This window comes from Embleya sp. L77 (assembly GCF_055557415.1).
In genome coordinates this window covers 429,736-456,111 of the sequence record NZ_CM145710.1, presented here as the reverse complement: position 1 = coordinate 456,111, position 26,376 = coordinate 429,736, and the positions used below count along the sequence as shown (strand labels likewise).

At 70.7% G+C, this 26,376-nt stretch carries 27 protein-coding genes and 1 pseudogene; 16 read left to right on the top strand and 12 right to left on the bottom strand.

The features are described 5' to 3' along the window. Window positions 1-112: 112 nt before the first annotated feature. The 3 genes from ACZOOI_RS32005 to ACZOOI_RS31995 all read left to right on the top strand — a co-directional run bounded on the left by ACZOOI_RS32005 (window position 113) and on the right by ACZOOI_RS31995 (window position 1,699). Window positions 113-319, top strand: coding sequence for a hypothetical protein (locus tag ACZOOI_RS32005; RefSeq protein WP_465283045.1), 207 nt, complete (start codon window positions 113-115; stop codon window positions 317-319). Further along, entirely contained in the window at window positions 316-702 is a 387-nt protein-coding gene (locus ACZOOI_RS32000) for a hypothetical protein (RefSeq protein WP_465283044.1), read from the top strand. Before ACZOOI_RS32005 ends, ACZOOI_RS32000 begins: the two co-directional genes overlap by 4 nt. Before the next feature lie 82 nt (window positions 703-784). Then, the gene (locus ACZOOI_RS31995) at window positions 785-1,699 is read left to right on the top strand and encodes a phenylalanine 4-monooxygenase (RefSeq protein WP_465283043.1); all 915 of its coding nucleotides are present in this window, start codon (window positions 785-787) and stop codon (window positions 1,697-1,699) included. A gap of 127 nt (window positions 1,700-1,826) precedes the next feature. Here the strand turns inward: ACZOOI_RS31995 and ACZOOI_RS31990 are convergent, their stop codons facing one another. Beyond that, window positions 1,827-2,372 (bottom strand): MarR family winged helix-turn-helix transcriptional regulator, encoded by a 546-nt coding sequence (locus ACZOOI_RS31990; protein WP_465283042.1) that lies wholly within the window; start codon window positions 2,370-2,372, stop codon window positions 1,827-1,829. A gap of 85 nt (window positions 2,373-2,457) precedes the next feature. Here ACZOOI_RS31990 and ACZOOI_RS31985 point away from each other — a divergent pair, with 85 nt between their 5' ends. The 4 genes from ACZOOI_RS31985 to ACZOOI_RS31970 all read left to right on the top strand — a co-directional run bounded on the left by ACZOOI_RS31985 (window position 2,458) and on the right by ACZOOI_RS31970 (window position 6,742). Next, the gene (locus tag ACZOOI_RS31985; protein ID WP_465283041.1) at window positions 2,458-3,492 is read left to right on the top strand and encodes an alpha/beta hydrolase; all 1,035 of its coding nucleotides are present in this window, start codon (window positions 2,458-2,460) and stop codon (window positions 3,490-3,492) included. A gap of 286 nt (window positions 3,493-3,778) precedes the next feature. Then, the gene (locus tag ACZOOI_RS31980; RefSeq protein ID WP_465283040.1) at window positions 3,779-4,375 is read left to right on the top strand and encodes a DUF7691 family protein; all 597 of its coding nucleotides are present in this window, start codon (window positions 3,779-3,781) and stop codon (window positions 4,373-4,375) included. 191 nt (window positions 4,376-4,566) lie between these two features. Next, window positions 4,567-4,875, top strand: coding sequence for a hypothetical protein (locus ACZOOI_RS31975; RefSeq protein WP_465283039.1), 309 nt, complete (start codon window positions 4,567-4,569; stop codon window positions 4,873-4,875). Between the two features lie 343 nt (window positions 4,876-5,218). Continuing rightward, on the top strand, window positions 5,219-6,742 hold the full coding sequence (locus ACZOOI_RS31970) for a M1 family metallopeptidase (protein ID WP_465283038.1): 1,524 nt from the start codon (window positions 5,219-5,221) through the stop codon (window positions 6,740-6,742). Between the two features lie 448 nt (window positions 6,743-7,190). On the opposite strand, the gene ACZOOI_RS31965 is transcribed toward ACZOOI_RS31970, so the two are convergent. Further along, window positions 7,191-8,189: a hypothetical protein gene (locus tag ACZOOI_RS31965; protein WP_465283037.1), complete on the bottom strand. Its 999-nt coding sequence runs from the start codon at window positions 8,187-8,189 to the stop codon at window positions 7,191-7,193. Window positions 8,190-8,473: 284 nt separating this feature from the next. Here ACZOOI_RS31965 and ACZOOI_RS31960 point away from each other — a divergent pair, with 284 nt between their 5' ends. From ACZOOI_RS31960 to ACZOOI_RS31945, 4 genes are all read left to right on the top strand, one after another. Then, entirely contained in the window at window positions 8,474-9,307 is an 834-nt protein-coding gene (locus ACZOOI_RS31960; protein WP_465283036.1) for a hypothetical protein, read from the top strand. A 147-nt stretch (window positions 9,308-9,454) separates the two neighbouring features. After that, window positions 9,455-9,958, top strand: coding sequence for an OmpA family protein (locus ACZOOI_RS31955; RefSeq protein ID WP_465283035.1), 504 nt, complete (start codon window positions 9,455-9,457; stop codon window positions 9,956-9,958). Window positions 9,959-10,090: 132 nt separating this feature from the next. After that, entirely contained in the window at window positions 10,091-10,237 is a 147-nt protein-coding gene (locus ACZOOI_RS31950; RefSeq protein ID WP_465283034.1) for a hypothetical protein, read from the top strand. Window positions 10,238-10,262: 25 nt separating this feature from the next. Beyond that, window positions 10,263-11,078, top strand: a complete 816-nt coding sequence (locus tag ACZOOI_RS31945; protein ID WP_465283033.1) for a TY-Chap domain-containing protein — start codon at window positions 10,263-10,265, stop codon at window positions 11,076-11,078. 136 nt (window positions 11,079-11,214) lie between these two features. Here the strand turns inward: ACZOOI_RS31945 and mtnK are convergent, their stop codons facing one another. After that, window positions 11,215-12,519, bottom strand: a complete 1,305-nt coding sequence (gene mtnK / locus ACZOOI_RS31940) for an S-methyl-5-thioribose kinase (protein ID WP_465283032.1) — start codon at window positions 12,517-12,519, stop codon at window positions 11,215-11,217. 111 nt (window positions 12,520-12,630) lie between these two features. Next, entirely contained in the window at window positions 12,631-14,313 is a 1,683-nt protein-coding gene (locus ACZOOI_RS31935; RefSeq protein WP_465283031.1) for a flavin monoamine oxidase family protein, read from the bottom strand. 205 nt (window positions 14,314-14,518) lie between these two features. Between ACZOOI_RS31935 and ACZOOI_RS31930 the strand changes: the two genes are divergently transcribed. The 3 genes from ACZOOI_RS31930 (at window position 14,519) to ACZOOI_RS31920 (ending at window position 19,098) form a co-directional block, all read left to right on the top strand. Continuing rightward, complete coding sequence (locus ACZOOI_RS31930; RefSeq protein ID WP_465283030.1) at window positions 14,519-15,277, top strand: hypothetical protein; 759 nt, start codon at window positions 14,519-14,521, stop codon at window positions 15,275-15,277. Between the two features lie 30 nt (window positions 15,278-15,307). Continuing rightward, a complete protein-coding gene (locus tag ACZOOI_RS31925; protein WP_465283029.1) occupies window positions 15,308-16,852 on the top strand; it encodes a flavin-containing monooxygenase in 1,545 nt (514 codons plus the stop codon). 149 nt (window positions 16,853-17,001) lie between these two features. Next, window positions 17,002-19,098, top strand: a complete 2,097-nt coding sequence (locus tag ACZOOI_RS31920) for a SpoIIE family protein phosphatase (RefSeq protein ID WP_465283028.1) — start codon at window positions 17,002-17,004, stop codon at window positions 19,096-19,098. Between the two features lie 21 nt (window positions 19,099-19,119). On the opposite strand, the gene ACZOOI_RS31915 is transcribed toward ACZOOI_RS31920, so the two are convergent. Next, a complete protein-coding gene (locus ACZOOI_RS31915) occupies window positions 19,120-19,419 on the bottom strand; it encodes a nitroreductase/quinone reductase family protein (RefSeq protein WP_465283027.1) in 300 nt (99 codons plus the stop codon). Between the two features lie 8 nt (window positions 19,420-19,427). Beyond that, a pseudogene (locus ACZOOI_RS31910) lies at window positions 19,428-19,574 on the bottom strand (hypothetical protein); the annotation flags it as partial. A 117-nt stretch (window positions 19,575-19,691) separates the two neighbouring features. Here ACZOOI_RS31910 and ACZOOI_RS31905 point away from each other — a divergent pair. Continuing rightward, window positions 19,692-20,927, top strand: coding sequence for an epoxide hydrolase family protein (locus tag ACZOOI_RS31905; RefSeq protein WP_465283026.1), 1,236 nt, complete (start codon window positions 19,692-19,694; stop codon window positions 20,925-20,927). Between the two features lie 13 nt (window positions 20,928-20,940). Here ACZOOI_RS31905 and ACZOOI_RS31900 read toward each other — a convergent pair whose 3' ends face one another. The 6 genes from ACZOOI_RS31900 to ACZOOI_RS31875 all read right to left on the bottom strand — a co-directional run bounded on the left by ACZOOI_RS31900 (window position 20,941) and on the right by ACZOOI_RS31875 (window position 24,792). Further along, window positions 20,941-21,216: a DUF4873 domain-containing protein gene (locus tag ACZOOI_RS31900; protein WP_465283025.1), complete on the bottom strand. Its 276-nt coding sequence runs from the start codon at window positions 21,214-21,216 to the stop codon at window positions 20,941-20,943. After that, window positions 21,213-21,473, bottom strand: coding sequence for a hypothetical protein (locus ACZOOI_RS31895; RefSeq protein WP_391583174.1), 261 nt, complete (start codon window positions 21,471-21,473; stop codon window positions 21,213-21,215). Before ACZOOI_RS31895 ends, ACZOOI_RS31900 begins: the two co-directional genes overlap by 4 nt. A gap of 230 nt (window positions 21,474-21,703) precedes the next feature. Further along, window positions 21,704-21,862 (bottom strand): hypothetical protein, encoded by a 159-nt coding sequence (locus ACZOOI_RS31890; protein ID WP_465283024.1) that lies wholly within the window; start codon window positions 21,860-21,862, stop codon window positions 21,704-21,706. Then, entirely contained in the window at window positions 21,859-22,992 is a 1,134-nt protein-coding gene (locus ACZOOI_RS31885) for an aminotransferase class I/II-fold pyridoxal phosphate-dependent enzyme (RefSeq protein ID WP_465283023.1), read from the bottom strand. Before ACZOOI_RS31885 ends, ACZOOI_RS31890 begins: the two co-directional genes overlap by 4 nt. 5 nt (window positions 22,993-22,997) lie before the next feature. Continuing rightward, window positions 22,998-23,642 carry a helix-turn-helix transcriptional regulator gene (locus ACZOOI_RS31880; RefSeq protein WP_465283022.1) on the bottom strand — a complete coding sequence of 215 codons (645 nt, stop codon included), beginning with the start codon at window positions 23,640-23,642 and terminating at the stop codon, window positions 22,998-23,000. Window positions 23,643-24,039: 397 nt separating this feature from the next. Continuing rightward, window positions 24,040-24,792, bottom strand: a complete 753-nt coding sequence (locus ACZOOI_RS31875; RefSeq protein WP_465283021.1) for a M50 family metallopeptidase — start codon at window positions 24,790-24,792, stop codon at window positions 24,040-24,042. 598 nt (window positions 24,793-25,390) lie between these two features. On the opposite strand from ACZOOI_RS31875, the gene ACZOOI_RS31870 reads away from it, so the two are divergent. Beyond that, complete coding sequence (locus tag ACZOOI_RS31870; protein ID WP_465283020.1) at window positions 25,391-26,152, top strand: hypothetical protein; 762 nt, start codon at window positions 25,391-25,393, stop codon at window positions 26,150-26,152. The last annotated feature ends 224 nt before the right edge of the window (window positions 26,153-26,376 follow it).

Sequence of the window (26,376 nt, the reverse complement as noted above, 5' to 3'; positions counted from 1 at the left end):
TCCGGTCCAGGGGAGTGGGAGGGTTTCTTTCGCGGCCCGGGCCGACGGCACCCTCGCGGGTTTGGTACCGGCCCGGTACCGCCGGTGGTACCTGCCTGGTACCTTGGCGGGCATGCCAGCTTTGAACATCGAGTACACGGACGAGGAACTCGCCGCCGTGCGCAAGGCCGCGCAGCTGGGGGGCAAGTCGGTGAAGGCCCATGTGCACGACCTGAGCGTGTCCGAGGCCGCCCGCCGCAACTTCGTCACCGGGGCCGCCACGTTCATCACCGACCATCTGGCCGAGTTCGAGGACGCCTTCCCCGAGGGGCAGCGTTGATCCTGCGCGTGGACGCCGGATGGGTCCTGGACATCCAGACCGCGAACACCCCGGTGAACCTGCCGCTCACGGACTGGGGATCGTTCGCGTTCTGCGTCGAGCGCCACCGCTACGAACGCTTCCGCGGCGAGCTGTACTACGAGGAGACCGCCGCGCGCGCCGCGACGTTCGTCCACTCCATGATCGTCCTGGAGCCCTTCGCCGACTTCAACGCCGTCGTCGGATCCGCCTGCGCCGACCGCTACATGGCCGGCTCCGACGAACCCCTCACGGTTCCCGCCGGCGGCTGGGTGCAGCTGACCCGCGACATCCGCGAACGCAAATGCTCGCTCACCGACGTCGCCCGGACCCTGCGCGCCTGGAGCCGGCCGCAGACCGACTGAGCTCGGTCGGCCCTCGCGGCGTGTCGTCCGTGTGGGTGTCGGAGAGGTGTGGTCGGCCCCGTGTCGGGCCACGATGCTGTTCATGATCGATTGGACGAGGCTGACTCCGCTCGACGCGGACGGGGTCACCGTGGGCCGGGCCGAGGCGCATCCCGGTTTCGCGGACCCGGACTACGTCCGTCGCAGGAATCTGATCGCCGACCGGGCCCGAGGCCATCGGGTGGGCGAACCGTCGCCCCGGGTGCGCTATACCGAGGCCGAGCACGCCACCTGGCGTCGCGTGCACGGCGCGTTGTGGCGGACCCAGGACGGCCGGGTCTGTCCGGAACTGCTGCGCGCCCGTGCGGTGGCGCCGATTCCCGCCGACGGTGTCCCGCAGCACGAGGAGGTCTCCGACGGGCTCCAAGCCCTGACCGGGTTCCGGTTCACCCTGGCGGGTGGGATCGTGCCGAACAAGCGTTTCCTCGGGGCGATGGCCGAGGGGTACTTTCACGCCGTGCAGTACGTGCGGCACCCCGCGATGCCGCTGTACACGCCCGAGCCGGACGTCCTGCACGACGTGTTCGGCCACGGCATCCATCTCGCCGACCCGTTCTTCGCCGACCTGTACCGCACGGTGGGCCGGGCCGCGTCCCGCGTGGACAGCGCCGACGCGCTCGACCTGATCAGTCGCGTGTACTGGTTCACCCTCGAATACGGCGTCGTCCTCGAACACCGCCGACAACCCGAGGCGTACGGGGCGGCCCTGCTGTCCTCCTACGGCGAACTCGCCCGCTTCACCCGCGCCGATCTGCGTCCGTTCGACCTCACCACAATGGCCCGCATGCCGTACCAGGTCGCCGGCTACCAACCGGTCCTGTTCACCGTCGAATCCCTGACCCACCTCGCCGACCTCCTCCATGCCTTTCTCGACGACTTCGACGAGAGCACCCGCCACCGCCTCCGCCTCCCCGCCCCGGCCGAACGCGGCTTCGTGACCCACCCACCCCCACGGTGAGGGCCCCGAACCGAGAACCCACCACCCGACCGGCCCGCGCGCCTTCGGCGCGGACGCCACCGCCGACGGTCCCGCGATGACGGGCGGCCCCTCGGCGCGGCACTGTGCGTGCGTGCCCGGCGTGTGTTCAGTCGAGAGTCGGCATCAGTGGTGGGCCGTCCGACTCCGCGCTCAGGGTGATCTTTCGTAGCAGGGCCACGAGTTGCTCCCGTTCCGCTTCGCACAGCGGGGCCAGTAGTGCCTGCTCGGTCGCCATCTGATCGCCGATCGTGGACGACCACGCCTCGTGGCCCTTCTCGGTCAGCGTCACGAGCAGGCTCCGGCGGTCCTCCGGGGTGTGCTCCCGGGTCACGTAGCCGGACTTCGCCATGCGGTCCAGCCGGCTCGTGAGGGTCGCCGGATGGATGTCCAGGCCCTCGGCGAGCCGTGTCGGCGTCATCCGGTACGGCTCGCCGGCGGAGCGCAGCCGCCAGAGGATCTCGTATTCCCACATCTTCAACCTGCGTTGGCCGAGCCCTGCTTCCTTGCGACGCTGGAGATGGCGCACCAGCATCTGCATCCGGGTGACGACACCCTCGACCATCGGGTCCAGATCGGCAACCTCGTGCCTCCAATGAGCGATGTGCCGGTCGACCGAGTCGGCAGCCGGGCCCTGGTCGTGCGTCGTGTCCATCGCGCCAGCATACCGGCAAGTATTACCAATTCATATAATTTGAAATCGTAGTAACGTCGAGGCTTCCCGTTCCGAGGAGGTTCCGATGGCCCCATGGCCCACCGCGCTCGCAGGCCGCATCGACGAGCACGTCATCGACAGCGTCCTGTTGCGCGACAATCCCCTGGGCGACGCGGCGAAAAGGCCGTTGTGGGTCTACACCCCGCCCGGCTACGACACCGATCCCGGGCGCCGCTATCCCGTCACCTATCTGCTGCTCGGCTACGCCGGGACCCTCCCGGTCTGGCGCAACCACACCCCTTACCGCCGGCCGGTGCCCGAACTCGTCGACGGGATCTTCGACCGCGGCGAGGCACCGCCGATGATTCTGGTGTTCGTGGATGCCTGGACCACGTACGGCGGCAGCCAATACGTCGACTCGCCGGGGACCGGCCGCTACCACTCGTATCTCTGCGAGGAGATCGTGCCGTGGGTCGATGCCCACTACCGGTCGCTCGCCGACCGCGATCACCGGGCGCTGGCAGGCAAGTCGAGCGGCGGGCTCGGCGCGATGATCACACCGATGCTCCGTCCCGACCTGTTCGGCGCGTTCGCGACGCACTCGGGCGATTCGTTGTCGGAGGCCCAGTACATCCCTCATTTCCTCATGGCGGCACGCCACTTGCGGGCATATGACGGCGACATCCTCCGCTGGTGGGACGACTTCCGCTCACGAGTGGCCTTCACCAGGGACGAGGACCTTCGGCTGCTCGAACTGCTCGGCGTCTCGGCCTGCTTCTCGCCCGCTCCGGACGGCGCACCACAGTTGCCCTTCGACCCACGCACCGGTGCGCTCCGGCCGGAGATCTGGCAGCGCTGGCTGGACTGGGACCCGGTCAGGATGGCGCCACTGCACGCCGAGGCGCTGCGCTCCCAGCGGGCGATCTGGATCGACGCGGGCACCCGCGACGAATGGTTCCTCGACCTGGGGGCCCAGGCGTTCCGCGATGCCCTCGTCGAGGCCGGAGTGGATGAGGACGTCGTCCGCTTCGAGTTGTTCGACGGAGGACACCACGCCGTGGAATACCGGATGCCGCCCGCACTCGCATGGCTCGCCCATCGGATCGCGCAACCGCGGTAGTGGTCGCGGGCGTTCCACGTGCCCGAGCCACCTGGGTGACACCTTCCGCGCCGAACTCCGCCCGGAATTGGCGACTTCGGGCAGCGCGACACCGCCCGCACCGATGTCGGTACGCACGTGGAGCCGCCGGCACTTGCGTTGTTGTGGCGGCGCGGCGGCACCGGCACCCGTTGCGGTGTGTGCTCACCCCCGCGGTCCCGTTCCGAGCCGGGCCGGCGACGGGACAGGGCCGGGGACGGAACGAGACGGGCCGAACGTGTCGTTCGGGGTGGTTAGGTTTGGCGGTATGAGTCTTTCCCTGAGCATTTTTGTCGTCGATCCCGAGGTCACGCGTGCGGTGGTGGGATCGCGGGACGTACGCGTGCGGCGGGCCATCGGCGGGCGGTTCAAGCAGGAGATGGCGCAGGACGACGACTACTTCGCGAGCGAGATCGAGGCCGGGGCGCCGACGCGGTACGAGGCGCTGACCGCAGTGGTCGACGGCGGACCGTTCAACGAGACGCACGCGTTCCAGTACGGCTACGCGTACCGGATGATCTGCGCCTTTCACGGGCGGAGGCAGTGGGGCAACAGCTACTCGCCGTTCAAGTTCGCGTGGCTGGGACACGTGGACGAGGCACTCCGGTCCCTCGGGATCACCGCGGTGCAGGTCTCGGAGTTCGGCTACGGGCTGCCCGCCCCGCTGCCACGCACCGACCTGCCGGGCCACGGAGTCTGGTCCCCGGAGGAGTGCGCCACCGCGCTCACGCAGTTCGAAGCGGTGACCGAGGCGCAACTGGCCGCTCTGGACGACGACGTACGTGAAGCGGTCGAGGAGTGCGCGGGCTGGCTGCACGCGGCGCGAGCGAGCGAGGGGCGGGGGGTGGTGGGCTTCATGTCCTGAGGCCGAGGCCCCCGGACGCCGACCCGGCCAGGTCGGGCCCGACTTGGCCCGGCCCGACCGGGCGAGTCCGGTCCGCCGAGGGTGACGCGTCCGGCACGCAACGGGGTGGGTGCTCGGAAGTCGGAAAAGATCTTCCCGGTGTCACCGGCGCGCAGTACGGTGCAGGGCCGATGATCTCGGAGGTGAACCCCATGTGGGTCATCCGTGAATGGCGCGACGGCGACGGACACAGAGTCAAGGTGGTACTGGACCCGCTCCGGGCCGCGCGGTCGGACGCCGAACTCCGGGAACGCTACCGCCGCATCCTCGATCACGTCACCGGGCCCGAACCGGCCGTGATCGACCGCGCCGAGCCCACCGGCGTCGTCGTCGGCGCGTTCACCCCGGCACTCCATGCAGCCCCTCGCACCCGCCGCCACCTCGTCGGGCTCGACGACCTCGTGCCCGGCCTGCTGCAACTCGACCTCGACCTCGACCTCGATCTGCGGCCGTCGGCCTGACCGGCCGAAGGTCGAACGCCGCCTTTCCTGGCCGCGAGCGGGGAACGGCGGGCCCCTGCCCGGCGTAGGCCATGCCCGAGTACGCGAGACCGGGCAACGAGCGCCGGGACTCCCGCGCCGGAACTCCGGCGCGGACCGGATCCCGGCCTCGGTATGCGGACGAGCCTGCGCGATCGCCGCCTCGAAGGGGCGGCCGCGGTGTCGTGACGAGGTCGCAGTGCCGCCACCGCCATGTCGGCTCGCTTTCTTCTTGCGAACATCCGGTCGTTCGGGCGTAGGACGGGCTCCGTTGGGACAAGGATCGATCCGACCCGTTGTCCCAGTGACCCTGTGGAGGACCACTGTGCGCAAGAGGCTGATCGTCTCTGCCGCTGCCGGCGCATTCGCCCTGCTCCTGTCCGTCCCCGCTTCGGCCGCCCAGGTCGGCCCGGGAGCGGCGGGCATCGGCGACCCCTATTACCCGACCGCCGGCAACGGCGGCTATGACGTCTCGCACTACGACATCCGGCTCAAGTACCAGCCCACCACCGACGAGTTAGAGGGCACCACCACGATCCTGGCCACCGCCACCCAGGACCTCACCCGCTTCAACCTCGACTTCGTGCTCAAGGTGAAGGAGGTGCTGGTCAACGGCCGCACCGCCGAGTTCGCCGGCACCGGTGAACACGAGCTGGAGATCACCCCCGCCCGGCAGATCACCAAGGGCAGCCGGATCACCGTCGTCGTCCGCTACGCCGACAAGCCCGGCGAGGTCGAGCGCGGCGGCCAGTCGGCCTGGCTGCGCACCCCCGACGGCGGCGTCGCGGCCAACGAGCCGGAGAGCGCGGCCTGGTGGTACCCGAGCAACGACCACCCGACCGACAAGGCCACCTTCGACGTCTCCGTCCAGGTGCCCGACGGCACCCAGGTGATCAGCAACGGCACCTCGACCCAGAGCTCGCGGGCCGGCTGGACCCGCTACAACTACCGGCAGACCAAGCCGCAGGCCACCTACCTGGCCACGCTGGCGATCGGCAAGTTCGACATCCGTACCGACACCACCCCGGGCGGGCTGCCCGTCATCACCGCGTACAGCAAGGACCTCGGCGACAACGCCGGCGCGGCGCAGGCCAGTGTGGAGCGCACCGGTGAGCTGGTCGACTGGCTGAGCGGCTACTTCGGCGCATACCCGTTCGGCACGGTCGGCGGCTATGTGCCCAACGTGCCCACCGGATACGCACTGGAGACCCAGGGGCAGATCTTCTACAGCCCGGCGCAGTTCGCCCGAGGCTCCAACACCTCCGTCGTGGTGCACGAGTTGGCCCACCAGTGGTACGGGGACAGCGTGTCCGTGCAGCGCTGGAGCGACATCTGGCTGAACGAGGGCTTCGCCCGGTACTCGCAGTGGCTGTGGTCCGAGCACGAAAACGAGGGCACGGCCCAGGAGTTGGCCGACTACGTCTACAACCTCTACCCGGCCGACCACGCGTTCTGGACCATCAAGCCGGGCGACCCGGGCGCGGACCATCAGTTCGCCAGTGCGGTCTACGACCGCGGCGCGGTGGCGGTGCAGGCGCTGCGCAACGCCGTCGGGGACGAGAAGTTCTTCCGGATCCTGAAGGGGTGGCCGACCGAGCGCAAGTACGGCAACGCCACCATCGAGGAGTTCCGGGCGTACGCCGAGCGGATCTCCGGCAAGCCGCTGGGCGAGCTGTTCAACACCTGGCTGTTCACGGCGGCGAAGCCTGCGGCGGGGTCGGCCGGTGTGGCCACGCCGAGCCCGGCGAAGCAGGGTCCGGCGCCGAATGGCACGGCGAACGTGCCGGCGGAGCCGAGGTCCTGGAAGAAGATCCAGGCGACCAACACGGTGCACGAGCACAAGGGTTGACGACTCGTCCGACCTGAATTCCCGACCGGCCCGGCCCTCCGCAGGCGAGCGGACGGCCGGGCCGTCCGGCGCGCCCGACTCCGGAGGGGACCGGGCCACGGGCAGGCAACCCTTCACCGCCGAGAGCACCCGGGTCGCGACCGAGCAATTCGCCTACTGCTTTGACTTCCCGCAGTTCCGCGCACACGACGCCGTCACCGTCGCCGACATCCAAGTCCGCACCCACCTGTGGGTGTTCTGGTGGGACCAGGCAAGGTATGGGACTAGGCATGGTATGGGGCGAGACAAGGTATCCGTGGCCGGCCTTGCGAGTGGCGGTTGCGACTTGAATGCGGCCGATCGGATAGGCGGAGCTGTGCGCCCGCGGCCTCGTTCGACGCGTACGCCTGGCCACTGATGATCCCGCCCGCCGTGATGGACCCGGCGAGGGTCGGTGTCCGGGGGTGGGTCAGTCGAAATCCTGTCCGCTCAGGACCCAGGTCAGCCCTTGGCGCGGGTCCTCGATGGCGAGGTGTTCGTACCAGATCTCGTCGGACGGGTCGTGCCAGGTGACGCACCGCAGCCCGGCGACGAACTCGCCGAGTGCGGCCGGGTCGAGCGACGGGCCGGCCGGGGAGGCGAGGCCGGAGAAGACACCGAGCATGCGCCACACGTTGATCCGGCCGTAGGTCTCGGACAGGCGTGCACCGTACGCCGCGGCGCCGCCCGCCGTGGTCAGCATGCTCGGGTAGGCGTGGGCGAAATCAACTTCGGCGCCGTACTGTTCGTGTCCGTCGTATCCGGCGCGGATCCACGCGAGCGCGGCCCCGTCCCAGGCGGTTCCGGCCACCTCGAAGGGGTCCTCGACGATCCAGTGGGAGTCGGGAAGCAGCCACGTGCGGGCGTCGAGCATGACCGACTCGAACGCGACCGCCGCGCGCGGGTCGATCCGTGTCCGGCCGACCGGGTCGTGCGGGGGATAGCCGCAGAGCCCGCCGACCGAACCGCTTCGGGAGTACCGGCTCATTTGGTTCGGTTCCCACTGGGACTCCCAGGGCACCGGTGCGAACGGCAGGCCCGAGTACACGGTGGGGTCCAGGCCGGTCGCGTGCGAGAGGTCCTCCCCGCGCAATACCCGTGCGTGCGCGACGAGATGTCGCACCTGCCGGTGGGTCAGATGCGGGTCCAGTTCCGCCCATGGGCGCATCGCCAGGATCTCCCAGATCCGCGGCGGCCAACGGCCAGGGTCGTCGAACTCCCGGGTCGTGGCATGGATCGCGTCCCGCGTCGGCGCCGCCACCGCCGACAATCGGGCCACGATCGCGCGATCACCGCGAGCCCGGTCGGCGGCGTCCGCACCGTCGCCCGCCGCCTCGGCGACCGCGTCGTCGAGGCGGTCGAAGAGCGCCCGGAGTTCGGGCCATCGGCCGGCGTCGGCGAGTTCGTGCGCGGCCCTGTACACGTTCACCCCCGCATTGAACCGCACCCCGGTTCGCCGAGCGAGTGTGTGGCGGGCGGAGCCCGGACGCACCCCGGGCGGGTGGGCCTCGGATCGGCGTATCCCGGCGGCCCGAGGGACGAAGACGCGGGCGGTGGGTGGCCCGCCGTGTGCGGACGCGGTGCGGGAGCGCGGCTCGCCACGGCGGGCAACGCGGGAAACGGGCGGCCCACCGGTGGGCATGGGTCCTCGAACTGGGGGCAGCAGACGGTTACTTGCGATCGGATGTGACCGATGTGGGAGATAAAATGAGCATGAGTGTGAATACCCGGACCCGTGGTCTGGCGGTAGCCTCCGTCGCGGGACTTCTGCTGCTCGCCGGCTGTGGTGACGACTCGAAGGACGACAAGGAGACCGCCCCGGCGGGGGATACGGCCGCACCGTTGCCCGGCACGTCGAGCACCGGTCCCGGGAAGAACCCCGGCTCGGGCGAGGGCGACAACACCAAGCTCGACGACGCGGCGCTGCGTACGAAGGTCCAGGAGTCCGCAGCCGCGACCAAGACCGTGCACACCGTGGGTACCGTGCGCAGCGCGAACGGCGAGACCCGGTTGGACCTGCGTGTGGACAACACCACGAAGAACTACTCCGGGACGTTGACCGCCTCGGGTCAGACCGTCGAAGTGATGCGACTGGGCCCGGACATGTACCTCAAGGCCGGCGCGGACTTCTGGACCAAGAGCGCGAAGGTGACCAACCCGAACGTGGTCGCCCTGCTCCAGGACAAGCACGTCAAGCTCAAGGCCGACGACCCCAGGTTCAAGGACATCACCTCGATCGCGGACCTGGGCGACATCAAATCGGCCGTGAGCGATTGGGGCCCCACCGTCCAGCGCCGTCCGGAAGCGGACGTGAACGGCAAGCGCACGATCGTTTTTGCGGACAATGATCCGCAGGGCGGCGAGACTCTTCTGTACGTTCCGGCGAAGGGCGATCCCGCCCCGGTTCGCATGGAGAACAAGAACCCCACCGACGGCGGGACGATCGACTGGAGCGAACACAACAAGCCGGTGACCGTCACCGCCCCCGGCCCGGAAACCACGGTCAACCTGCCGACCCTGACCGGCGAGACCCCCGCCGCGGGCTGAACCCCGTCTGCGGCCGAACCGATCGCGGTTCCGACGTGCGACGACGGTGCAGCAGTCCTACCGTGGCAGGAGGGGTGGGACCCAAGGCTGAGCCTCGGAGTGCCGCTGATATCGGTTCACGTCGCGATGGGGCGAGGAGTGAGCACCATGCCTGTGACGACGCCGCCTGACTTGCACAACCTGATCATCTCCGGCTTCGGAGACCACGACACGGACTTCGAGGCAGCGTTCGACAACAGTTCGGAGGAAGCGCAGGAGCGCATCCGGCAGCAGGTGGTCAACGAGGCCGCCCGCGCGGAAATGATCCTGGAGGAAGGTAAGTTCTGCTCCGTCACGGTCATCGCGCACTCGGACAGAGTGGACAACGCCGCCACATCGGAGCAGGCGCGCGCGGACGAGCTCCAGGTGAGCATCGAGCGAGGCGACAACGCGCTCCTATGGCTGTTCGACCAGATCCAGCAGGTTCTCCAGGACGCCGGAGCGACCGTACCGGCAAGCGTTGACGACATGCAGTCCGTCAGCATTTTCCGGGTTGCCTGCGGCGCGGCCCACCTGCTCTTCCCGGTGCCCACACCGGACGAGCGCCTGGAGAACCGGCGGGTCGAGTTCGCGGTGGCATCGTTCTCCCCCGAAGAGTCGCCCGTCCTGTAACCGGACATTCCCCGGAGTACGTGGTCGGTCCGGGCCGGGGCGTCCACGGGCTGGACCGGTGGAGTTTCGCCGCGCGAAGGCCCGCCCGAGGACCCGGAGGGGCGTCGGTGTCCGTCGGTAGCATCTGCGTCCATGACGATCAGACTGACTGACGCCGAGATCAACGATCTGGTCTCCCGGTTCCACGCCTTGGACATGGGGGAGTGGGATCGGAGCGCGGTCGAGCGCGCGACCGCCGGACTGGGGTGGGTGCTTCGCTCCGACGAGGGCGGGGGCTGAGGTTCGACGGGCCGCTGCCGGACGGGTGGACCTTCGCCAACCAAGGGCATGTCACGGTTCGCCGCGCGAGGGCTGCTTCACCTCGCTGGAGTGCGAGCTGGCGCGCACCGAGGACGAGGCCGTGCTGGGAGCGGTCTTCAAGGCGGCCAGGGAGGCGGCCGAGACCTGGAACGGGCCCGCTCCGATCCGGCGCGGGCCCGGACCGGTCCTGCGCTGGCGCCGCGACGACACTCTCCTGGAGATCGAGTGGACGACGGACGCGGTGCAGGTGTGGCTGCTGTCGGCGGCAGTGGTCGAGAACCACGAGTACCAGCTCTCGAAGTGGAGCGAACGCGACGACTCCGTCGCGGAGTTGGGGGTATGGCAGGCCTTCGGGAACGGCCACGCGGGAATGGAGGGCGCGTTCATACCCGGTTGTCATCGGGCCCGGACCTGGGAGGAGTTCGGCGAGTGGTTGAGGCAGACGCTGGCGGCGATGGTGACGGACATGGGCCGGCTGGACGACGAGCTGGTCCTGGTGATGCGGCCGGCCACGGACGAGGACGACCCACGGGTGGTGCAGCTGATCTGCAACGCTCGGGTGTTGCACATGGAGGCGAGCATCGGGACGCTCGACCCGCAAACGCTCGCGGGACTGGGCTGGCAGGTCGGCCCCGAGGACGGTTTCCAGGAATTCGACGTCCCGCACCCCCAGCGCCGGGACGCCGAACCCGCAGCCCGGATGGTGGTGGCCACCTTGCACGCACACGACGTACGCCTGGACGATCTGTGCCACACGGCATGGCTGAACAGGAGCGACTGCATGCTGAACCTGTACGGCCTGGGCCTGCCGAGAGAGTGAGCAACCCGGACGGGGCGGCGTATGCCGACGGACGCCGCGGCCTGCCCCCAGCGGAGAACCTGCGCCCGACCGGACGTGCCCGGCTCCTTTCGCCGGCGGGGCGGGGGCGGCGGGGCGCGGGTGTGATCCCTCGCGCTCAGTCGTGTGGCGTCTCATCGCGGATGCGTCGGGTGGTCTTGACGATGTCCTCGACGCAGGTGTGGGCGGCGGTGTCCACGAGCAGCGCACGACCCAGGCGCAGGGCCCTGCGCTCCGCGTCGGCGCGGCGCCCGGCGTCCTCGATGTCGGTGAAGTCGACCGGACGGGCGAACCCGACGACGCGACGGATCGTCTCGGCGCCGCAGAAGCCCACGGTGTCCCGGAAGACCCGGTCGAGGTAGGCCGACCGTTCCGCAGACAGCACGTCGTCCTCGTCGTCGGCGCCGGCCGGGAAGAGGATCGCCGGATACGCGTCGCCGTGCGCGGAAGTGCGCCACAGTTCGAGGAAGTGTCGGACGAAGGTGTGCCAGAGTTCCGCGACGGTCTCCAGGAGCCAGTGTTGTTGCGGCGTCTCCTCGGCGCCTGCTCCGGCGTTGCCGTCGGCGTGCCGCCCGTCCTGGGCGAGGTAGTTGACGAGCAGGTGCGCGAGCAGGCTGCCGATGTCGAAGCCCATCGGGCCGAAGCAGGCGAACTCCTGGTCGATGACGCGGGTGCTGCCCGGTCCGACCATGATCGATCCGGTGTGCAGATCGCCGTGCAAAAGCGCTTCCCGGCGGGTGAGGTAGCGGTTCTTCAGTCGCGCGGCGGCGATCACGAGCGCTGTGTCGGAGCGGAGCCGGCGCACGTCCGGGTCGAGTTCGGGACTCGTCCACCGGTTGCGGTGGAAGGGCCGGTAGATCTCGGTGAAGATCATCTCCTCCATGATGCGGCACATCTCGATGTTCGCCTCGAACTCGCCGACGAGGCGCCGCTTGTCGGCGGCGGGCAGGGCCAGATCGGAGCTGCCGAACAGGGTGCGGGCGAGGTAGTCGCCCATGTCGGCGCCGAAGCCGGCGCGGCTGCCGCCCGCATTGAGCAGGTGGCGTACGACGCAGTGGTCCTCGAGGAACTCGACAGCCAGCAGGTGAAGTTCGGGTGCGTAGTGCAGCGGCGCGGGCAGGTACGCCGGTGCGCACCGGGCGTGTTCCCGGATGGCCCGGAATTCGAAGCCGGACCGGGTGGGGGACAGCGGCCAGGTCTCGCCGACCGCGCGGACGTACGGCGGCGCCTGCTTGACGCACAGCGCGCCGTCGGGACCACGCACGGCGAAGACGTAGTTGACGTTGCCGTCGCCGATCTCGCGCACGTCCCAGGCGGCGGGCCCTCCGCCGAGCCGGGCGGCCAGTTCGGGCACGGTGGCCACGTACCGGGCGATCGAGCGCTCGTCGAGGATGCGGTGGTCGGGGCGATCGGGAGTGGGCACGAAGTTCCTCCGTGGCGCGAGTCGTTCGGGACGGTGAGGGAATCCGGGGGCGGTATCGGGGCCGAGGCGGCGGGAGTTCGGCACGGCGCCCGGGTGGTCGGCGTGCCGCGGCTAGGTTTCGGGCGGCCGGCGCCACGGGGGCGGGGTCAGGCCGAAGTGCTCGCGCAGCACGGTCTCGGCACAGTCGATCGTGCCTTCGATCGACCCCGGATCGGTCGTCCAGCAGTCACCGACGATGTGGATCGCCTCCCCGGGGACGGGCCGGCGCATGCGTGGCCCGACGATCCGGGAGTCGTGTCCCGGGCGCCACACGTGCCAGGCTCCGCCGTGTGGTGGCCGGTTCCAGTCCTGGCGACAGGCGGCCAGCGGTGTGGGCAGGTCGGATAGGCCGTGCATGTCGCTCAGCAGTCGGTGGGCCCGTTCGACCACGGCCGCGTCGGTGCCCGCGGGGTCGGTGTCGCGGGTCGGCCGGCCGGGCTCCGGGTCCGCCGTGCACCAGGCGTGCGCGGAGTGCCCGTTGGGGTAGGCGGCGAGGAGCAGCGCGGGGCCGTCGGTGTCGCCGATGTCGGGCCGGGGGCAGGTCCCGCCGTACCAGACCTGCCGCAGCGGGCCGTCCGTGGTGCCTCGGCCACCGGTGATGCCCAGCCGTCGCCACCACGCGTGCGGATACAGGAGGAAGAGTTTGTGCGCGGGTACCGATTCGACCGCGTCCAGGTCGCGGAGCACCGTGGGGGTGAACGGCAGTGCGGTTGCGTCGAGTTCACGTAGCGGGCCCTGAGGGAGGGCGAGGATCACGGCACGTGCGTGCACCCGGACGTGCACGCCCGTGGCGCGGCCCCGGTCGTCGTCGAGGGCGAAGGTCAGCCGGTAGCGCGGCCCGGCGGTGCGCGTGCGCCGATCCTGGTCGGGCGCGCGGTCCACGCGCAGGAGGCGGTGCCCGAGGTGGGTGTGTCCGCCGGCGGCCGTGAAGCGGGTGTGCAGGGTGCGCGGGAGGCCCTGCATGCCGCTGCGCAGGGTCAGGTATTCGGCGGCGGGCGGGGTGCGGAAGACGACGTCGAGGTGCTCGGCCGCGTTCTGCCGACCGGAGCCGGAGCGGGAGCCGTGGCCGCAGCCTGCGGCGATGTCGGAGCGGGCCCCCGGCCCGGAGTCCGAGCCGGACCCGATGTCGTAGCCGCCCGCGTCGTGGACGAGGGCCGTCGCCTCCGGGCCCAGCACCGCAAGCAGGACGTCCGCCCAGGCGAGGTGCCGCAACGGGGACGACCCGACGACGCCCCGGTCGCGCAGCGTCGCGAACAGTGCGGCGGTCCGCGCGGCCGCGTCCAAGGCGCCCCGCCGGCGGGCCTCGTGGTGGTCCCGCCGCAGTGCGCCGAAGCCGGGGAGCACGGCTTCGGCCGCGTCCAGGAGCAGGTCGTCGGGGCCCCGGCCGCACCGGCGATCGCCGAGGCGGTAGGGCACGGCGGTGCCGTCGGCGAGGTCGCGTCCGCGCAGCCGAACCCCGCGCACGTGCACCGGGTTTTCCGGTCGGCCGAACACGAACGGGGTCAAGTCCGGTGTCAGGCCCAGATGTTCGACGAGATCCAATACCTCGGTGAGGCCGCGATGCAGCCGCATGGCGCCCAACTCCGCGTACAGGTCCGGGGATCGGGACATCCGCACCGACCACACTCGGCCGCCGATCCGGTGTGTGCGCTCGAAGAGCGCCACCCGGCGGGCGGCGCCCGGCCGATCCCGGCCGAGTCGATAGGCCGCGTAACAGCCGCCCACGCCGGCTCCGACCACGGCCACGTCGAGCATGTGTCGTCGCCTCCTGGTGCGTCGGTCCACGATCGCGGGACCGCGACCGGGCGTCCCCTCGGTGGGATGGGCGGATCAATACGACCTTGGACGGATGAATACGACCTCTCGCGAATGTCTTGTATCCAGGTAATCGGGTCAGCACACTGAGTAAATTCTGTCGTCCCCCGGAAAACAGGGGGCCCTGCGTGGCCGAGGGGAATCGATGATCTTTCGCAAGGACGTCCTCGCCGAAACTACCGCAGCCTATGAGCACTTGTCGGGATACTTCCAGGACATTCGGTCATTCTTCGAAGTCCTCAACGTGCGGTTCGCGCTGCCCGAATACGGGGTGCGGCTGCGCCCGGTGGCCGGAAACGAACTGTTCTCCAATGCCAACAGCTACCTGTTGTCCGACGACAGCTCGTACCCCTACTACCTGTGGCTGCCGAGTTGGCTGGGGCGCTTCTACGTCGACGCGGATCGGGTGCCCGAGGGCAGCCCGGTCGACGAACTCACCACCGCACGGGCCCGCTTGATCGCGTTCGTGTGGCCCTGGCTGGGCTTCAACGACGCCTATGTCCAGGACGCGGAGAGCCCCGAGTGTTGGTTCGGCGTCGCCGACCCGAGGCCGCAGGATTTGGGGGAGAGTGTGCGTACGACCGCGCAGAATCTGTTCAACCACTTCCGCCTGGAACACACCCTCGACGGCGCGGCCGAGGGGTGGCTGACCGGCCATTTCGATCCCCATCCCGAGGTCGGTTGCAACCTCACCGGCCGCTGGCATCTGCGCCGGGTACCGCTGGCGGAGCTCACCAGCTACTACGAGGTGGAGAAGAACGTGATCCGGCCGCTGGGCGAGAAGTTCAGCGAACTCTCCGCCGTGCTCGACGACTCGGCGCACGAGGACGGCGACACGGCGGACGGCCGGCGGAGTGCGAACGGCCACCGCCAGGGGGCGACGACGCCCGGGACGCGCTCCTGATCCGAGCGGCGAAGCGGAAGGAGCGACGCCGTGCACAGGGGCGCTGCCGGGCATGGGGAGAACGCGGCGGGCGGGCAGGACGTCGGCGCGGGGGCAGGTTCCGGCCTCGGCGACGTGTGTGTGATCGGGGCCGGGTTCAGCGGCCTGGCCGTCGGCCGGGCGCTGCGTGGGCGCGGTATCCCGTTCACCCTCGTCGATCGGGGCGAGGGAGTGGGTGGCGTGTGGCACGTTCCGGCGGGGGAGCGGGCCGGGCCGACTCCCGGGTACCGGTCGCTGCACCTGAACACGTCACGGGACGCCACCGGCTTCACCGGATTCCCGATGCCGAGGTCGCTTCCGCGATTCCCGCAACACACCGAGGTGGCCGCGTACTTGGACGACTTCGCGCGCGCCCACGATTTCCGGCGGAACATCGAATTGCGGACCGAGGTCCTCGCCGTTCGACCCTGCGCAGGCGGCATGCGCACAGGCGCCGCACCCGGCCCGGTGCGGGTTCCGGCCGGGGCTCGCCGCGACGGGAGGGAGGAGAGCCCGAGCGAGGGGAACACGTGGGAGGTGATCAGTCGGAACCGTATCGGTGGCCTTGCGTGCCGACGGTTTCGCCACGTCGTGGTGGCGGCCGGGAACCACTGGACGCCCCGGCTGCCCGAGCCGGGAATCGCCGGTAGCGAGACGTTCGCCGGCGAGATCGTGCATGCCGTGGACTACGCGGACGCGGGCAGGTTCGCCGGCCGACGCGTGCTGGTGCTGGGCGCCGGGAACTCCGCGTGCGACATCGCGGTGAACCTGTCCCACGCGGCGGCGCTGACGATCCTGGCGATGCGGCGCGGGATCCATGTCGCGCCCAAGACGATCATGGGTGTGCCGGTCGACGAGATCGCCGGGAGCGCGTGGTGGACGCGGTTGCCGCTGCGCGTCCAGCAGGGCCTGGCCGACCTGGCGCTGCGGATCGTCCGGGGGCCGCTCGCCGCGTACGGCCTTCCCGAGCCGGACCACCGCGTCTTCGCCGGGCCCCTGACGATCTCGGACGATCTGCTGCCGCGCCTGAGCCACGGCGCGATCGTGGTGAAGCCCATGATCGAGCGCTTCACCGCCGACACCGCGCACTTCGCGGACGGCACGGACGCGCGCGTCGACGCGGTGGTGTACTGCACGGGCTATCGGATGTCGCTCCCGTTCGTGCCGCGTGACGCGCTGTTCTCCGACGCGGGGCAGGTGGCGCTCTACCACCGTGTGGTGTCGCCGTCCCACGCCGGCCTGTACTTCGCCGGCCTGGTCCGGGGCGTGATCCGGCCGGTTCGGGCGCTGACCCGGCTGTTCGAGGCCCAGGCCGAGTGGATCGCCGACCTCGTCGACGGCACGGCCGTGCTGCCCGCCGCGGGGGAGATGGCCGCCGAGATCGCCGCACACCTCGCGGCGACCCGCCGGCACGGCACGGCGGCCGAGGACTCGGTACGCGTCGACGTGGCGGACCACCTCCGCGCACTCCGCCGGGAACGCAGGGCCGGGAGCAAACGCACGCCGACCCGCCCCGGGCGGCCGACCGACGCCGCGCCGAGCCGCGCGCCGGTGTGACACGCGGCCGGTCGGGTGTCGATGCCCCCGCGCCCTCCTCGGTGATCGCGGCCCCGATCGTGGGGCGCGGGTTCAAGGCGCAGCATGGAAGGCAGGTGCCCGACCGGTGCGTGGACGAGAGGGTTCCGTGGAAGTAGGGAGCTTCGAGGATGGACGCACACGAGCCGCCCCGGGGGGACGAAGGACGGGACCGGGCGGTGCCGTCGCCGCCGGGTGGACTGCTCGACCTGCTCAACGTGGCCGCGATCGTGTTGGACGGCCAGGGAAGGATCGTGTTCTGGAGCCCGCAGGCCGGTGAGGTGTTCGGTTATACGGCCCAGGAGGCCCTGGGGCGGTACGCGGCTCACGTGCTGGTCCACAAGGAGCACACGGACCTGGTGATCAAGCTGTTCGCCGAGGTGATGAGCACCGGCGCGAGTTGGGCCGGCGCCTTCCCCATCCGGCACAAGGACGGCAGTACGCGCCTGGTCGAGTTCCGCAACATGCGGCTGCTGGACGACGTCGGAGACGTCTACGCGTTGGGTATCGCCGCCGATCAGACGATGTTGCGGCGGGTGGAGACCGATCTCGCGCTGACCGAGCGTCTGGTGTCGCAGGCTCCCATCGGCATCGCCCTGCTGGACAACGACCTGCGATACCTGCTGGTCAACCCGGCCCTGGAACGCATCAACGGCATCGCGGCGGCCGACCACATCGGCCGCCATCCCGGTGACATCCTGCCCGGGCTCGACATCGACACCGTCGAGTCCGCGCTGCTCCAGGTACGGCTCACGGGCACGCCTTTGACCGACCAGTACATCGTCGGCCGTACCCCGGCGGACCCGGAACACGATCACGCGTGGTCGGTGTCCTACTACCGGCTCGAAGGTGCCAGGGGTCGGGTGATCGGTGTGGCCGTATCGGTCATCGACGTCAGCGAACGCCACCGGGCGACGACCGAGGCGGACCGGGCCCGGCGCCGCCTGGCCGTGATCGCCGACGCCTCCGTCCGGGTCGGCACCACGTTGGAGGTGGACCGGACCGCCCAAGAATTGGCCGATGTCGCCGTGCCCGGCCTGGCCGACGTGGCCGCGGTCGACCTCCTCGACGCCGTCCTGGCCTTCCGCCGCAGCGCACCCTCGCACGATCCGGGCCCCGAGCTCTTTCGTGCCCTCGCGGTGGCGGCCGCCTACCCCACGCCCGCCACCGCCGCCGTCAAGGCCGGGGACCTCGCCGCCTACGGCGCGGATCGCCTGATCACCCGGTGTGTCCACAGCGGGCAACCCGTCGTCCTCGCCCACGTCGGCGCCGAGGACCTGCGGCGGATCGCCCGCGACGCCGACGGCGCGACCGCGTTCGCCCTCGCCGGCGTGCACTCCTACCTGGCCGTGCCACTGATCGCCCACAACGAGGTCCTCGGTGCCTTCGACCTGCTGCGCGCGCGCAACCCGTTGCCGTTCGACGAGGACGACGTGCTCCTGGCCGGGGAACTGGCGGCCCGCGCCGCCGTGGCCATCGACAACGCCCGCTGGCACCAGAGCGTCCGCAATGCCGCCGAGACCCTGCAACGCAGCCTCCTGCCGGGCCGTCCGCCCCGGCTCACCGGCCTGGAGGTCGCCTCCCGCTACCAACCCGCGCAGGCGACCAGCGAGGTCGGCGGCGACTGGTACGACATCATCCCCCTGAGCGGCGACAAGACCGCCCTGGTGGTCGGCGACGTCATGGGCAACGGCATCGACGCCGCGGCCACCATGGGCCGGCTGCGCACCGCCACATGCGCCTTCGCCGACCTCGACCTTGCCCCCGACGAGATCCTGCGCCACCTCGACAAGATCACGCAGGGACTCGAGCACTACATCGCGACCTGCATCTACGTGGTCTACGACCCCCGCGACCACCGCTGCCGCATAGCAAACGCCGGACACCTCCCGCCCGTCCTCGCCGCGACCGGACACACACCCGAACTGCTCGACCTGCCCACCGGGGTGCCCCTGGGCGTCGGCGGCGTCTCCTTCCACACCACCGCCTTCGACCTGCATCCGGGCGACCGACTCGTCCTCTACACCGACGGCCTCGTCGAAACCCGCCACCACTCCATCGACGACCGCCTGAACACACTGCTGCACACCCTGGACGGCCCCCGCAAGCCACTGGAAGACACCTGCAACTGGCTCCTGCACTCCCTGCGACACCCCGACGACCACGACGACGTCGCCCTGCTCATCGCCGAGGCCACCGCCACGCCCACCGGCCCGCACACCCCGTGACACGAGGGATCGGCGCGACGGCTACGGAGACCGAGGGGGTGGGCCGAACGCGCCGATGCCGGCGATGCCGCCGTTCAGGTCGGGGTGAGCATGTGCCGGGGCGTTATGCCTGAGGTTCGGACCGTGGGTGAGCAGGACGATCGCGATCGTGCGGTCGGTCTTTCGCGCATATTCGTCGTAGAGGGGGAAGATCCGCGCCGTCCGGGTCCAGAGGTGCTCGCGCTCGGCCGAGGACGCGACCCGGGCTCGGGCGGCGAATCGCCGGGTGCCGGCCTGTATCCCGACCCGACGCTCGGGTCGGCGAGGAGATTCCCGAACCATGCCGGGTCCTCGTCGGCACCGCCTTTGGAGGCGACGACGAGTCGTCGCCCGACCCGCCGTGGATCAGGGTCCGCGTCGATGCCAAGGTGGTCGAGTCGCGACGAAAGGAGGACATCGGTCGCCCGGTTGCCCTGGCCGACCGGCTCGACCCGCACCACCGGCAGGCACTCGCCGCGTCGGTGCCCGCACTCCGCGAACCGGCCCGGCCCACCGCCCCACCGCCCGACAGAAGCGACGACACCACTTTCGCTACCCGATTAAGGAACCATGCCATGACCGCGTCGCACGGCTTCCCCCTTGAGCCCGCCCCGATCCATGTGTCCGACGAGGTCCTCGACGACCTGCGCGCCCGTCTCGCCTCGACCCGTCCGCCGCTGGACGAGGGGAACGAGGACTGGTCCTACGGCGTCCCGGACAGCTATCTCCGTGAGCTGGTCGCCTACTGGCGGGACGGCTACGACTGGCGCAAGGCCGAGGCCGCCATCAACGCCCACGAGCACTACCGGGTGAACGTCGCCGGTGTCCCGGTGCACTTCATGCGCAAGCCCGGCCGCGGCCCTCGCCCGATCCCGTTGATCCTCACCCACGGCTGGCCGTGGACGTTCTGGCACTGGTCGAAGGTGATCGACCCGCTCGCCGACCCGGCCGCGTTCGGCGGTGACCCGGCCGACGCGTTCGACGTCATCGTGCCGTCCCTGCCCGGCTTCGGTTTCCCCGGCCCGCTCACCGGCTTTGCGGACGTCAACTTCTGGAAGGTCGCCGACCTCTGGCACACCCTGATGACCGAGACCCTGGGATACCGGAAGTACGCCGCCGGGGGCTGCGACATCGGCGGGATCGTCTCCAGCCAGCTCGGCCACAAGTACGCCGACGAGCTGTACGGCATCCACATCGGCTCCGGGCTGCCGCTGGACTTCTTCACCGGCCACCGCGCCTGGGACTTCGCCCGGAATCGGCCCCTCACCGACGACCAGCCCGCCGACGTCCGCGCCCGCATCATCGAGCTGGACCACCGCTGGGCGCCCCACCTCGCCGTGCACATGCTCGACGGCGCGACCCTGGCCCACGGGCTGAGCGATTCCCCCGCCGGACTGCTCGCCTGGCTGCTGGAGCGGTGGAACGCCTGGAGCGACAACGGCGGCGACGTCGAGTCCGTCTTCACCAAGGACGACCTGCTCACCCACGCCACGATCTACTGGGTGAACAACTCCATCGCCACGTCGATGCGTTACTACGCCAACGCCAACCGTTACCCCTGGACTCCCGCCCACGACCGCACCCCGGTCGTGCAGGCCCCGGTCGGGCTCACCTTCGTCACGTACGAGAACCCGCCCGGCATCCACACCGCCGAGGAGCGCGTCCGGGCATTCGAGACCGGCCCGCAAGCCGATTGGTTCAACCACGTCAACGTCAACGCCCACGACCACGGCGGCCACTTCATCCCCTGGGAGAATCCCGACGCCTGGGTGAGCGACCTGCGCCGCACCTTCCACGGCCGCAGGCCCTGAACGACCCGCGTGGTCAAAACGGTGCGATGCCGGTGCCGGTGATGTGGGCGTGGTGGTCCAGGATGCGGTCGACGGTGAACGAGGCGGCGCGTTGGCCGACGCGCAGGAGGCGGGTCGTGGCGGAGGCGACGCGGTTCATGTCGACGGTGGGGTCGTCCGTCCACACGCGTCCGTGCCAGGTTCCGGCGCTCTCCAGGCGCAGGTGGGCCTCTACGGGGATGCTCGTGCCGTCGGCGGCGACGATCGCGGGCCCGTCGTAGTGGTCCCGGATGCGGGAGGCCCCGGTCATGTCCGGTGTCCGCTGATCCGGGTGACGTGCTCCCCGCTCGCGACGACGACGAATCGATGTCCGAGCGCGGTGGGCTCGGTGTCGAGGTGCAGGACGCCCTCGGTGCCGGTCTCCAGGACGGGCCCGCCGTCGATGATGGCGCTCCAGGTGCGGGGGAGGGTGTCGCCGTCGATGGGCCAGTCGAACAGATCGGCCGTGACCTCGACGTCGCCCAGACCGGGGACGGTGACGTGGCCGTGTGCCGACATGATCTCCATCCTCCGAGTGTGCGTCGGCCGGCCCGGTCCCGCCGGCGCCGGAACCGGTTACGGGGGCGGCTCGCGCGCCTCGGCGACGAGGACGGTCAGGGCGGCGAGGAGCGCCGGGGCGGCGTTCTTCGAGGGTGCCGCGGTCCTCGGCGTCGCCGCCCCCGCTTCCTCGTCGGTGGGCGGCGCGCACACCCCACATGGCACGCGTCCGCGCGGCCCGACCCGGACGGCTTCGGCGTTCAGGGCAGGAGCCGGGCGAGGAAGAGCGCCGGCGGCAGCTCGTTCCGGTCGGGCCGGGCCATGGCGTGGGCGATCAGCGCGTCCCGGACGGTGGCCAGGACCAGTTGCCTGGTGGCGGCCTGCTCGATGGCGGCCGTGTCGAAGACGGGGAGGGTCATCGGCGCGCTCGCATCCACCGGGCGAAGGCGGCCAATCCTTCCTCCGGGGCGCGGCGGCCGATGCCGATGCGGAACCGGTCGGCGGGGGTGGCGGTGAGTTCGGAGCGGTAGATGCTCGCGGGCAGCAGCAGGACGCCGGCCTCCTCCACCAGGCGGGTGCAGAACTCCTCCACCCCGTCGGCGCCCAGGTATCGGGGGTAGGCGACGCATCCGCCGTCCGGCGCCCGCCACTCGAAGTCGTCCGCGAACTCGGCGAAGAACGCCTGGAAAGCCGGCAGATTGGCTGCGATCAGGGCCCGGTTGCGATCCAGGATCATCTCCCGGGCCTTCAGCGCGATGCGGGCCAGCACCTCGCCGGGCGCGGAGTTGCAGATGGTGGTGTAGTGCTTGGCCCGCTCCAGGCGCGCGCGCAGCGCGCGGTCGCGGCACGTGATCCAGCCGATGCGCAGCCCGGGCAGCCCCAGAGACTTCGAGGTCACGTTCAAGGACAGTGCCCGCTCGGACAGGTCGGCGGCCTGCGGCAGGGTACGGGCGGGGTCGCGTTCGAGGCCGCGGTAGACCTCGTCGCTGAACAGGCGGACCCCGCGCTCGTCGCACAGGCGGACCAGCGCGGCGAAGTCGGCGGCGTCGATGACCTTGCCGGTGGGGTTGTTGGGGAAGTTCACCGAGACGACCCGGGTGTTCGGCCGGATGGCCGCAGCCACCTCGTCCAGGTCCAGAGCCCAGTCCCGGTCCGCGTCGAGAGCCACGCCGGTGACCTCGCACAGCGCCAGCGGCACGGTCTCGGCGGCCTGGTAGTTCGGGGTCACCACGACGGCGTGGTCACCCGCGTCGAGCAGCACGTTCATCGCCAGGTAGAGGGCTTCCTCGGCGCCCGCGAAGCAGATGACGTCGTCCGCGTCGACGTGCTCGTGCGTCCGGGCGATCACCTCGCGCAGGGCCGGGTCGCCGAAGGTCTCCGTGTAGCCCAGGGACAGGTTGTCGAAGGCGTCGCGGTCCTCGTCGTCGGCGAGGGCGAGCAACTCGCCGAGTGTCATCGTCTGGGCGTCGGAGGCGGTCAGGTGATGGCGGGCGGTGAACTCCCAGCGGGAGAAGTACGTTTCCAGGCGGAAGTCGGGCAGCCGGGTCATGTGCGTCAGTCCTTCGTGCTCTGGGCTCGGAGCTCGGCCAGCAGGCCGTAGACGGTGGAGCGGGACACCCGCAGGGCCTCGGCGACGACCGGGGTGGCCCGGCGCACCGCGAACACCCGGGCCTCGTCCAGCCGGCCGAGGACGACCAGGCGGTCCTGGCGGGTCATCCGATCGACGGGGCGACCCGTTTCGCGAACGTGGCTGCCGACGATATGCCGGATGCGCTCGGACCAGTCCTGCTCGAACAACGGCTCGGGACGCCCTACGGTCGGGGCACCGAAGGCGGACAGGACCGCGGCTGCCCGCTCCAGCGGCGTGCGGTCGAGATTGATGCACAGCACCGCGGACGCCCGGTCCCGCTCGTCCCGCAGGACCGCGCTGACCGAGGACAGCCGGCGGCCGTCCGCGAGCAGTTTCTCGTACGGCCCGTACACGTCCCGCGTCGCCGGGTCGAGCTCGTCCAACTCGCCGAGCAGCGAGGGATCGCCGGCGCGGCGGGAGGTCATCGGATTCCAGATCTCCAGGACCCGGTCGGTCTCCGGGTCGTGCAGGACGACCTCGGCGTACGGTCCGAGCAGGAGCGCGACGGCCCGGCACACGGGCGCCCACGTCCGCACCCGAGGGTCCCGGCTCTCTTCGACGTCCACCATGACTTGGACTGTACGTCCAATCTGGATACAGAGTCCAGACCCGGGCGCGAGCGGCACGAGCCGGCGGGACGGACGACGGCGGCCCCGAAGGTCGGGCAGGCCCGGCGAGCAGGGCCGGGCGGCGGCCATCGGGTGACGATCGTGTCCTTCTACGAGGCCCGACGCCTGCGCCGACACCACGGCCTGACCCCGCGCAACGCCCTGCCGTGGCAGGGGAGCGCGCGGGGCGAACCGGTGGCGGTCGACGCGGGCGCAGGCGGACGTCGATCGGCTGCGTGTTCCGGGGCGACGGACAACAGGTCCTCGCCCAGGACGGTGCGGGAACGGGGGCGGCCATCGCGTGATCCCGGCGAGGTGTGTGGGTTCGACGGGATCGGGCGGTGGCCGCCGACCGCGTTCACCAGCGGGGCAGCGGCGGTGGATTCCAGGCCGTGGACACGTCCCCGTCGTCGAGCAGCCAGGTGGCGCCCAGCCAGGCCAGGGCCGTCGAAATCAGGCCGAAGGCCGCCACCCACACGGGCCACGGTATTCCGGTGGAGGTCGCCAGTGTCGCCGCGTCGGACGAGGAGTTGCCCCTCAGATGGCGTTGTAGCAGCTCGACAACGTGCCGCACCGCGGCGATCAGCAGGAACCAGACGACCACGTACGCGGTGAAGGCCTGGACTTCCACCCGGCTCCGCCAGGACACCGCGGCCAGGACACCGGACGCGAGGAGGATGATCACCACGCCGAACGTGTTACGAATCGTCGTCAACAGCAGGAGCATCAGAGCGGTCACGGCCCACAGCGACGCCGTGACGTGCCCCGCGCGCAGAAGAGCCGCACCACCGACGCCCGCCAATGAGGGCGCCGGATAGCCGGCCGCAGCGATCAGGAGTCGGCGAAGGCGGCCCTTGCCTCGATGAAACGTGGTTCCCGAGTTGTCGACCTCCAAGCGGACGGCGACGACGCGGTGTCCGCACAGGAGCGCGGCCAGGACGTGGCCCGCCTCGTGTGCCATCACCGAGTAGCAGCGCACGGTGGACCATGCCAACCGATGCACCACACAGGCCAGGGCCACGCCCCCGGCGACCAGGACCAGCCCCGGAGGCGGGTGCGGCTGCGTGGCGAGGGCGTGCTCCCACAGGAGCCGCGAGAACGACAAGGTCATGCAACTCCGATGCTCTGACCCGCCCTCGGACGCGAAGCAGCCGACCCGCCGGCCGACAGGGCCTCACGGGTGCGTCGGGGCAGAGGTCGTGGGACGGTTCACCGACGACACACAGTCGGTGACCGTCCCGGGCAGGTCAAGCCATCCGGCGCATCGGGGCCGGACCCCGCGTTTTCCGGATCACACACCCCCCGACACGCGAGAAGCCGGTCGCCGGACCGTCGGGAGCCCGTCGGGGTGCGGGTGTCGCGCGTGGGCCCGCGAGGAAGCCGTGTACGCCGCCGCCCCGCGCGGCACAGCCGATGGGAGCGGCGGTTCGGCGGGACCCTCGCGGCCTCAGGGGCGCGTCCGACTCCATGGACCGGCTGCTCGACGACGTGGCGGCGGCGCCGTCCGCGTCCCCGCGTCTCGGAGACCCTCAGGACACGCCTCTCCCCGGCCATCAATCCGCCGGTAGCACTGCCGGCTGCCGTTGTTGGTGGTCAGAGGGGGATCCCCAGGACACAGGGCCCGGCGCTACGGCAGCCTGACGGCCCGTCACGTCGATTGGCGGCCGCTCCGGTCGGCTACGAGAAATCTTGGAAAGGACCCATTCCTCATGCGTTTTCGCGCCCGCTTCGCCGCTGCCGTCATACCCCTCCTCGTGGCGGCCGCCGCGTGCGGCGGGTCCGAGGACGTGAAGGACGACGCGAAGGCGCCGGGCGTCGGCGGCACCGCGGACGCGACCACCGGTACCTCGGGCGGCGGCCCCGTGGGCAGCGGCGCCATCGACGCCGGCACCAAGGGCTACAAGCTCGTCGTCCCGGAGTCGGTCGACGCCTACACCAAGTCGAGCCAGGGCAGCACGCCCGGCGAGAAGGAGGCCGAGAGCCTCGGGGTGGGCAACGCCCGGACGGTGTCCGGCGTCTACAACGCGCCCGCCACCGACCCCGACGACCCGGCGAAGTTCGGCGGTACGCGGCTGAGCTTCGAGGGCTTCTCCGGCGAGATCGCCGACCCCGCCAAGGCACTCGACACATACCTGGCCAACGTCGGCAACAAGGGCCTGAAGGGCACCGGGAAGGTGCAGGGGATGGAGATACAGCCCGTCGCGAGTGCCAGGACCGTCAAGCCCGCCGGCTTCGAGGGCGCGCTGATGAAGTGCCAGGACATGAAGGTCACCCGCAGCACGGGCGACGGAGCCCCGAAGAACGTCGCGGACTTCCAATTCCCGGTCTGCGCCTGGGCCGACTACTCCACCCTCGGCGGCGCCAACGTCGTCGGTCTGGCGCAAATGACGAAGGGCGGCGAGGGCGCCTCGCAGGACGAGGTCGCCGCGTTGATCGCCAAGCTCTACAGCACGGCCCGCCAAAAGGCCTGACGCAGCGGCGGGAACAGCCCGACCCAAGCAAAGGTCGTCGGGCCGGTCGGCGGGCTTGTGATACGTGAGGTTCCCGTGACGTGGGGATTGTCTTGATCTCTTCTGGCGACGGTGATTCGCGTGGCCGCGGCGTGACGTGTGTGGATGCTCGCGTCGAGAAGCCGGCGCGGGCTGCCGACACACCAACTGCCCACGGCGTTGCGACGATCGCGGGGTCGTCCCCC

Coding starts and splice junctions, on each gene's coding strand:
- ACZOOI_RS32005 (WP_465283045.1), top strand. CDS start 113: ATGCCAGCTTTGAACATCGAGTACACGGACGAGGAACTCGCCGCCGTG.
- ACZOOI_RS31995 (WP_465283043.1), top strand. CDS start 785: ATGATCGATTGGACGAGGCTGACTCCGCTCGACGCGGACGGGGTCACC.
- ACZOOI_RS31990 (WP_465283042.1), bottom strand. CDS start 2,372: ATGGACACGACGCACGACCAGGGCCCGGCTGCCGACTCGGTCGACCGG.
- ACZOOI_RS31985 (WP_465283041.1), top strand. CDS start 2,458: ATGGCCCCATGGCCCACCGCGCTCGCAGGCCGCATCGACGAGCACGTC.
- ACZOOI_RS31980 (WP_465283040.1), top strand. CDS start 3,779: ATGAGTCTTTCCCTGAGCATTTTTGTCGTCGATCCCGAGGTCACGCGT.
- ACZOOI_RS31975 (WP_465283039.1), top strand. CDS start 4,567: ATGTGGGTCATCCGTGAATGGCGCGACGGCGACGGACACAGAGTCAAG.
- ACZOOI_RS31960 (WP_465283036.1), top strand. CDS start 8,474: ATGAGTGTGAATACCCGGACCCGTGGTCTGGCGGTAGCCTCCGTCGCG.
- ACZOOI_RS31955 (WP_465283035.1), top strand. CDS start 9,455: ATGCCTGTGACGACGCCGCCTGACTTGCACAACCTGATCATCTCCGGC.
- ACZOOI_RS31950 (WP_465283034.1), top strand. CDS start 10,091: ATGACGATCAGACTGACTGACGCCGAGATCAACGATCTGGTCTCCCGG.
- ACZOOI_RS31935 (WP_465283031.1), bottom strand. CDS start 14,313: ATGCTCGACGTGGCCGTGGTCGGAGCCGGCGTGGGCGGCTGTTACGCG.
- ACZOOI_RS31930 (WP_465283030.1), top strand. CDS start 14,519: ATGATCTTTCGCAAGGACGTCCTCGCCGAAACTACCGCAGCCTATGAG.
- ACZOOI_RS31920 (WP_465283028.1), top strand. CDS start 17,002: ATGGACGCACACGAGCCGCCCCGGGGGGACGAAGGACGGGACCGGGCG.
- ACZOOI_RS31915 (WP_465283027.1), bottom strand. CDS start 19,419: ATGGTTCGGGAATCTCCTCGCCGACCCGAGCGTCGGGTCGGGATACAG.
- ACZOOI_RS31905 (WP_465283026.1), top strand. CDS start 19,692: ATGACCGCGTCGCACGGCTTCCCCCTTGAGCCCGCCCCGATCCATGTG.
- ACZOOI_RS31900 (WP_465283025.1), bottom strand. CDS start 21,216: ATGACCGGGGCCTCCCGCATCCGGGACCACTACGACGGGCCCGCGATC.
- ACZOOI_RS31895 (WP_391583174.1), bottom strand. CDS start 21,473: ATGGAGATCATGTCGGCACACGGCCACGTCACCGTCCCCGGTCTGGGC.
- ACZOOI_RS31890 (WP_465283024.1), bottom strand. CDS start 21,862: ATGACCCTCCCCGTCTTCGACACGGCCGCCATCGAGCAGGCCGCCACC.
- ACZOOI_RS31885 (WP_465283023.1), bottom strand. CDS start 22,992: ATGACCCGGCTGCCCGACTTCCGCCTGGAAACGTACTTCTCCCGCTGG.
- ACZOOI_RS31880 (WP_465283022.1), bottom strand. CDS start 23,642: ATGGTGGACGTCGAAGAGAGCCGGGACCCTCGGGTGCGGACGTGGGCG.
- ACZOOI_RS31875 (WP_465283021.1), bottom strand. CDS start 24,792: ATGACCTTGTCGTTCTCGCGGCTCCTGTGGGAGCACGCCCTCGCCACG.
- ACZOOI_RS31870 (WP_465283020.1), top strand. CDS start 25,391: ATGCGTTTTCGCGCCCGCTTCGCCGCTGCCGTCATACCCCTCCTCGTG.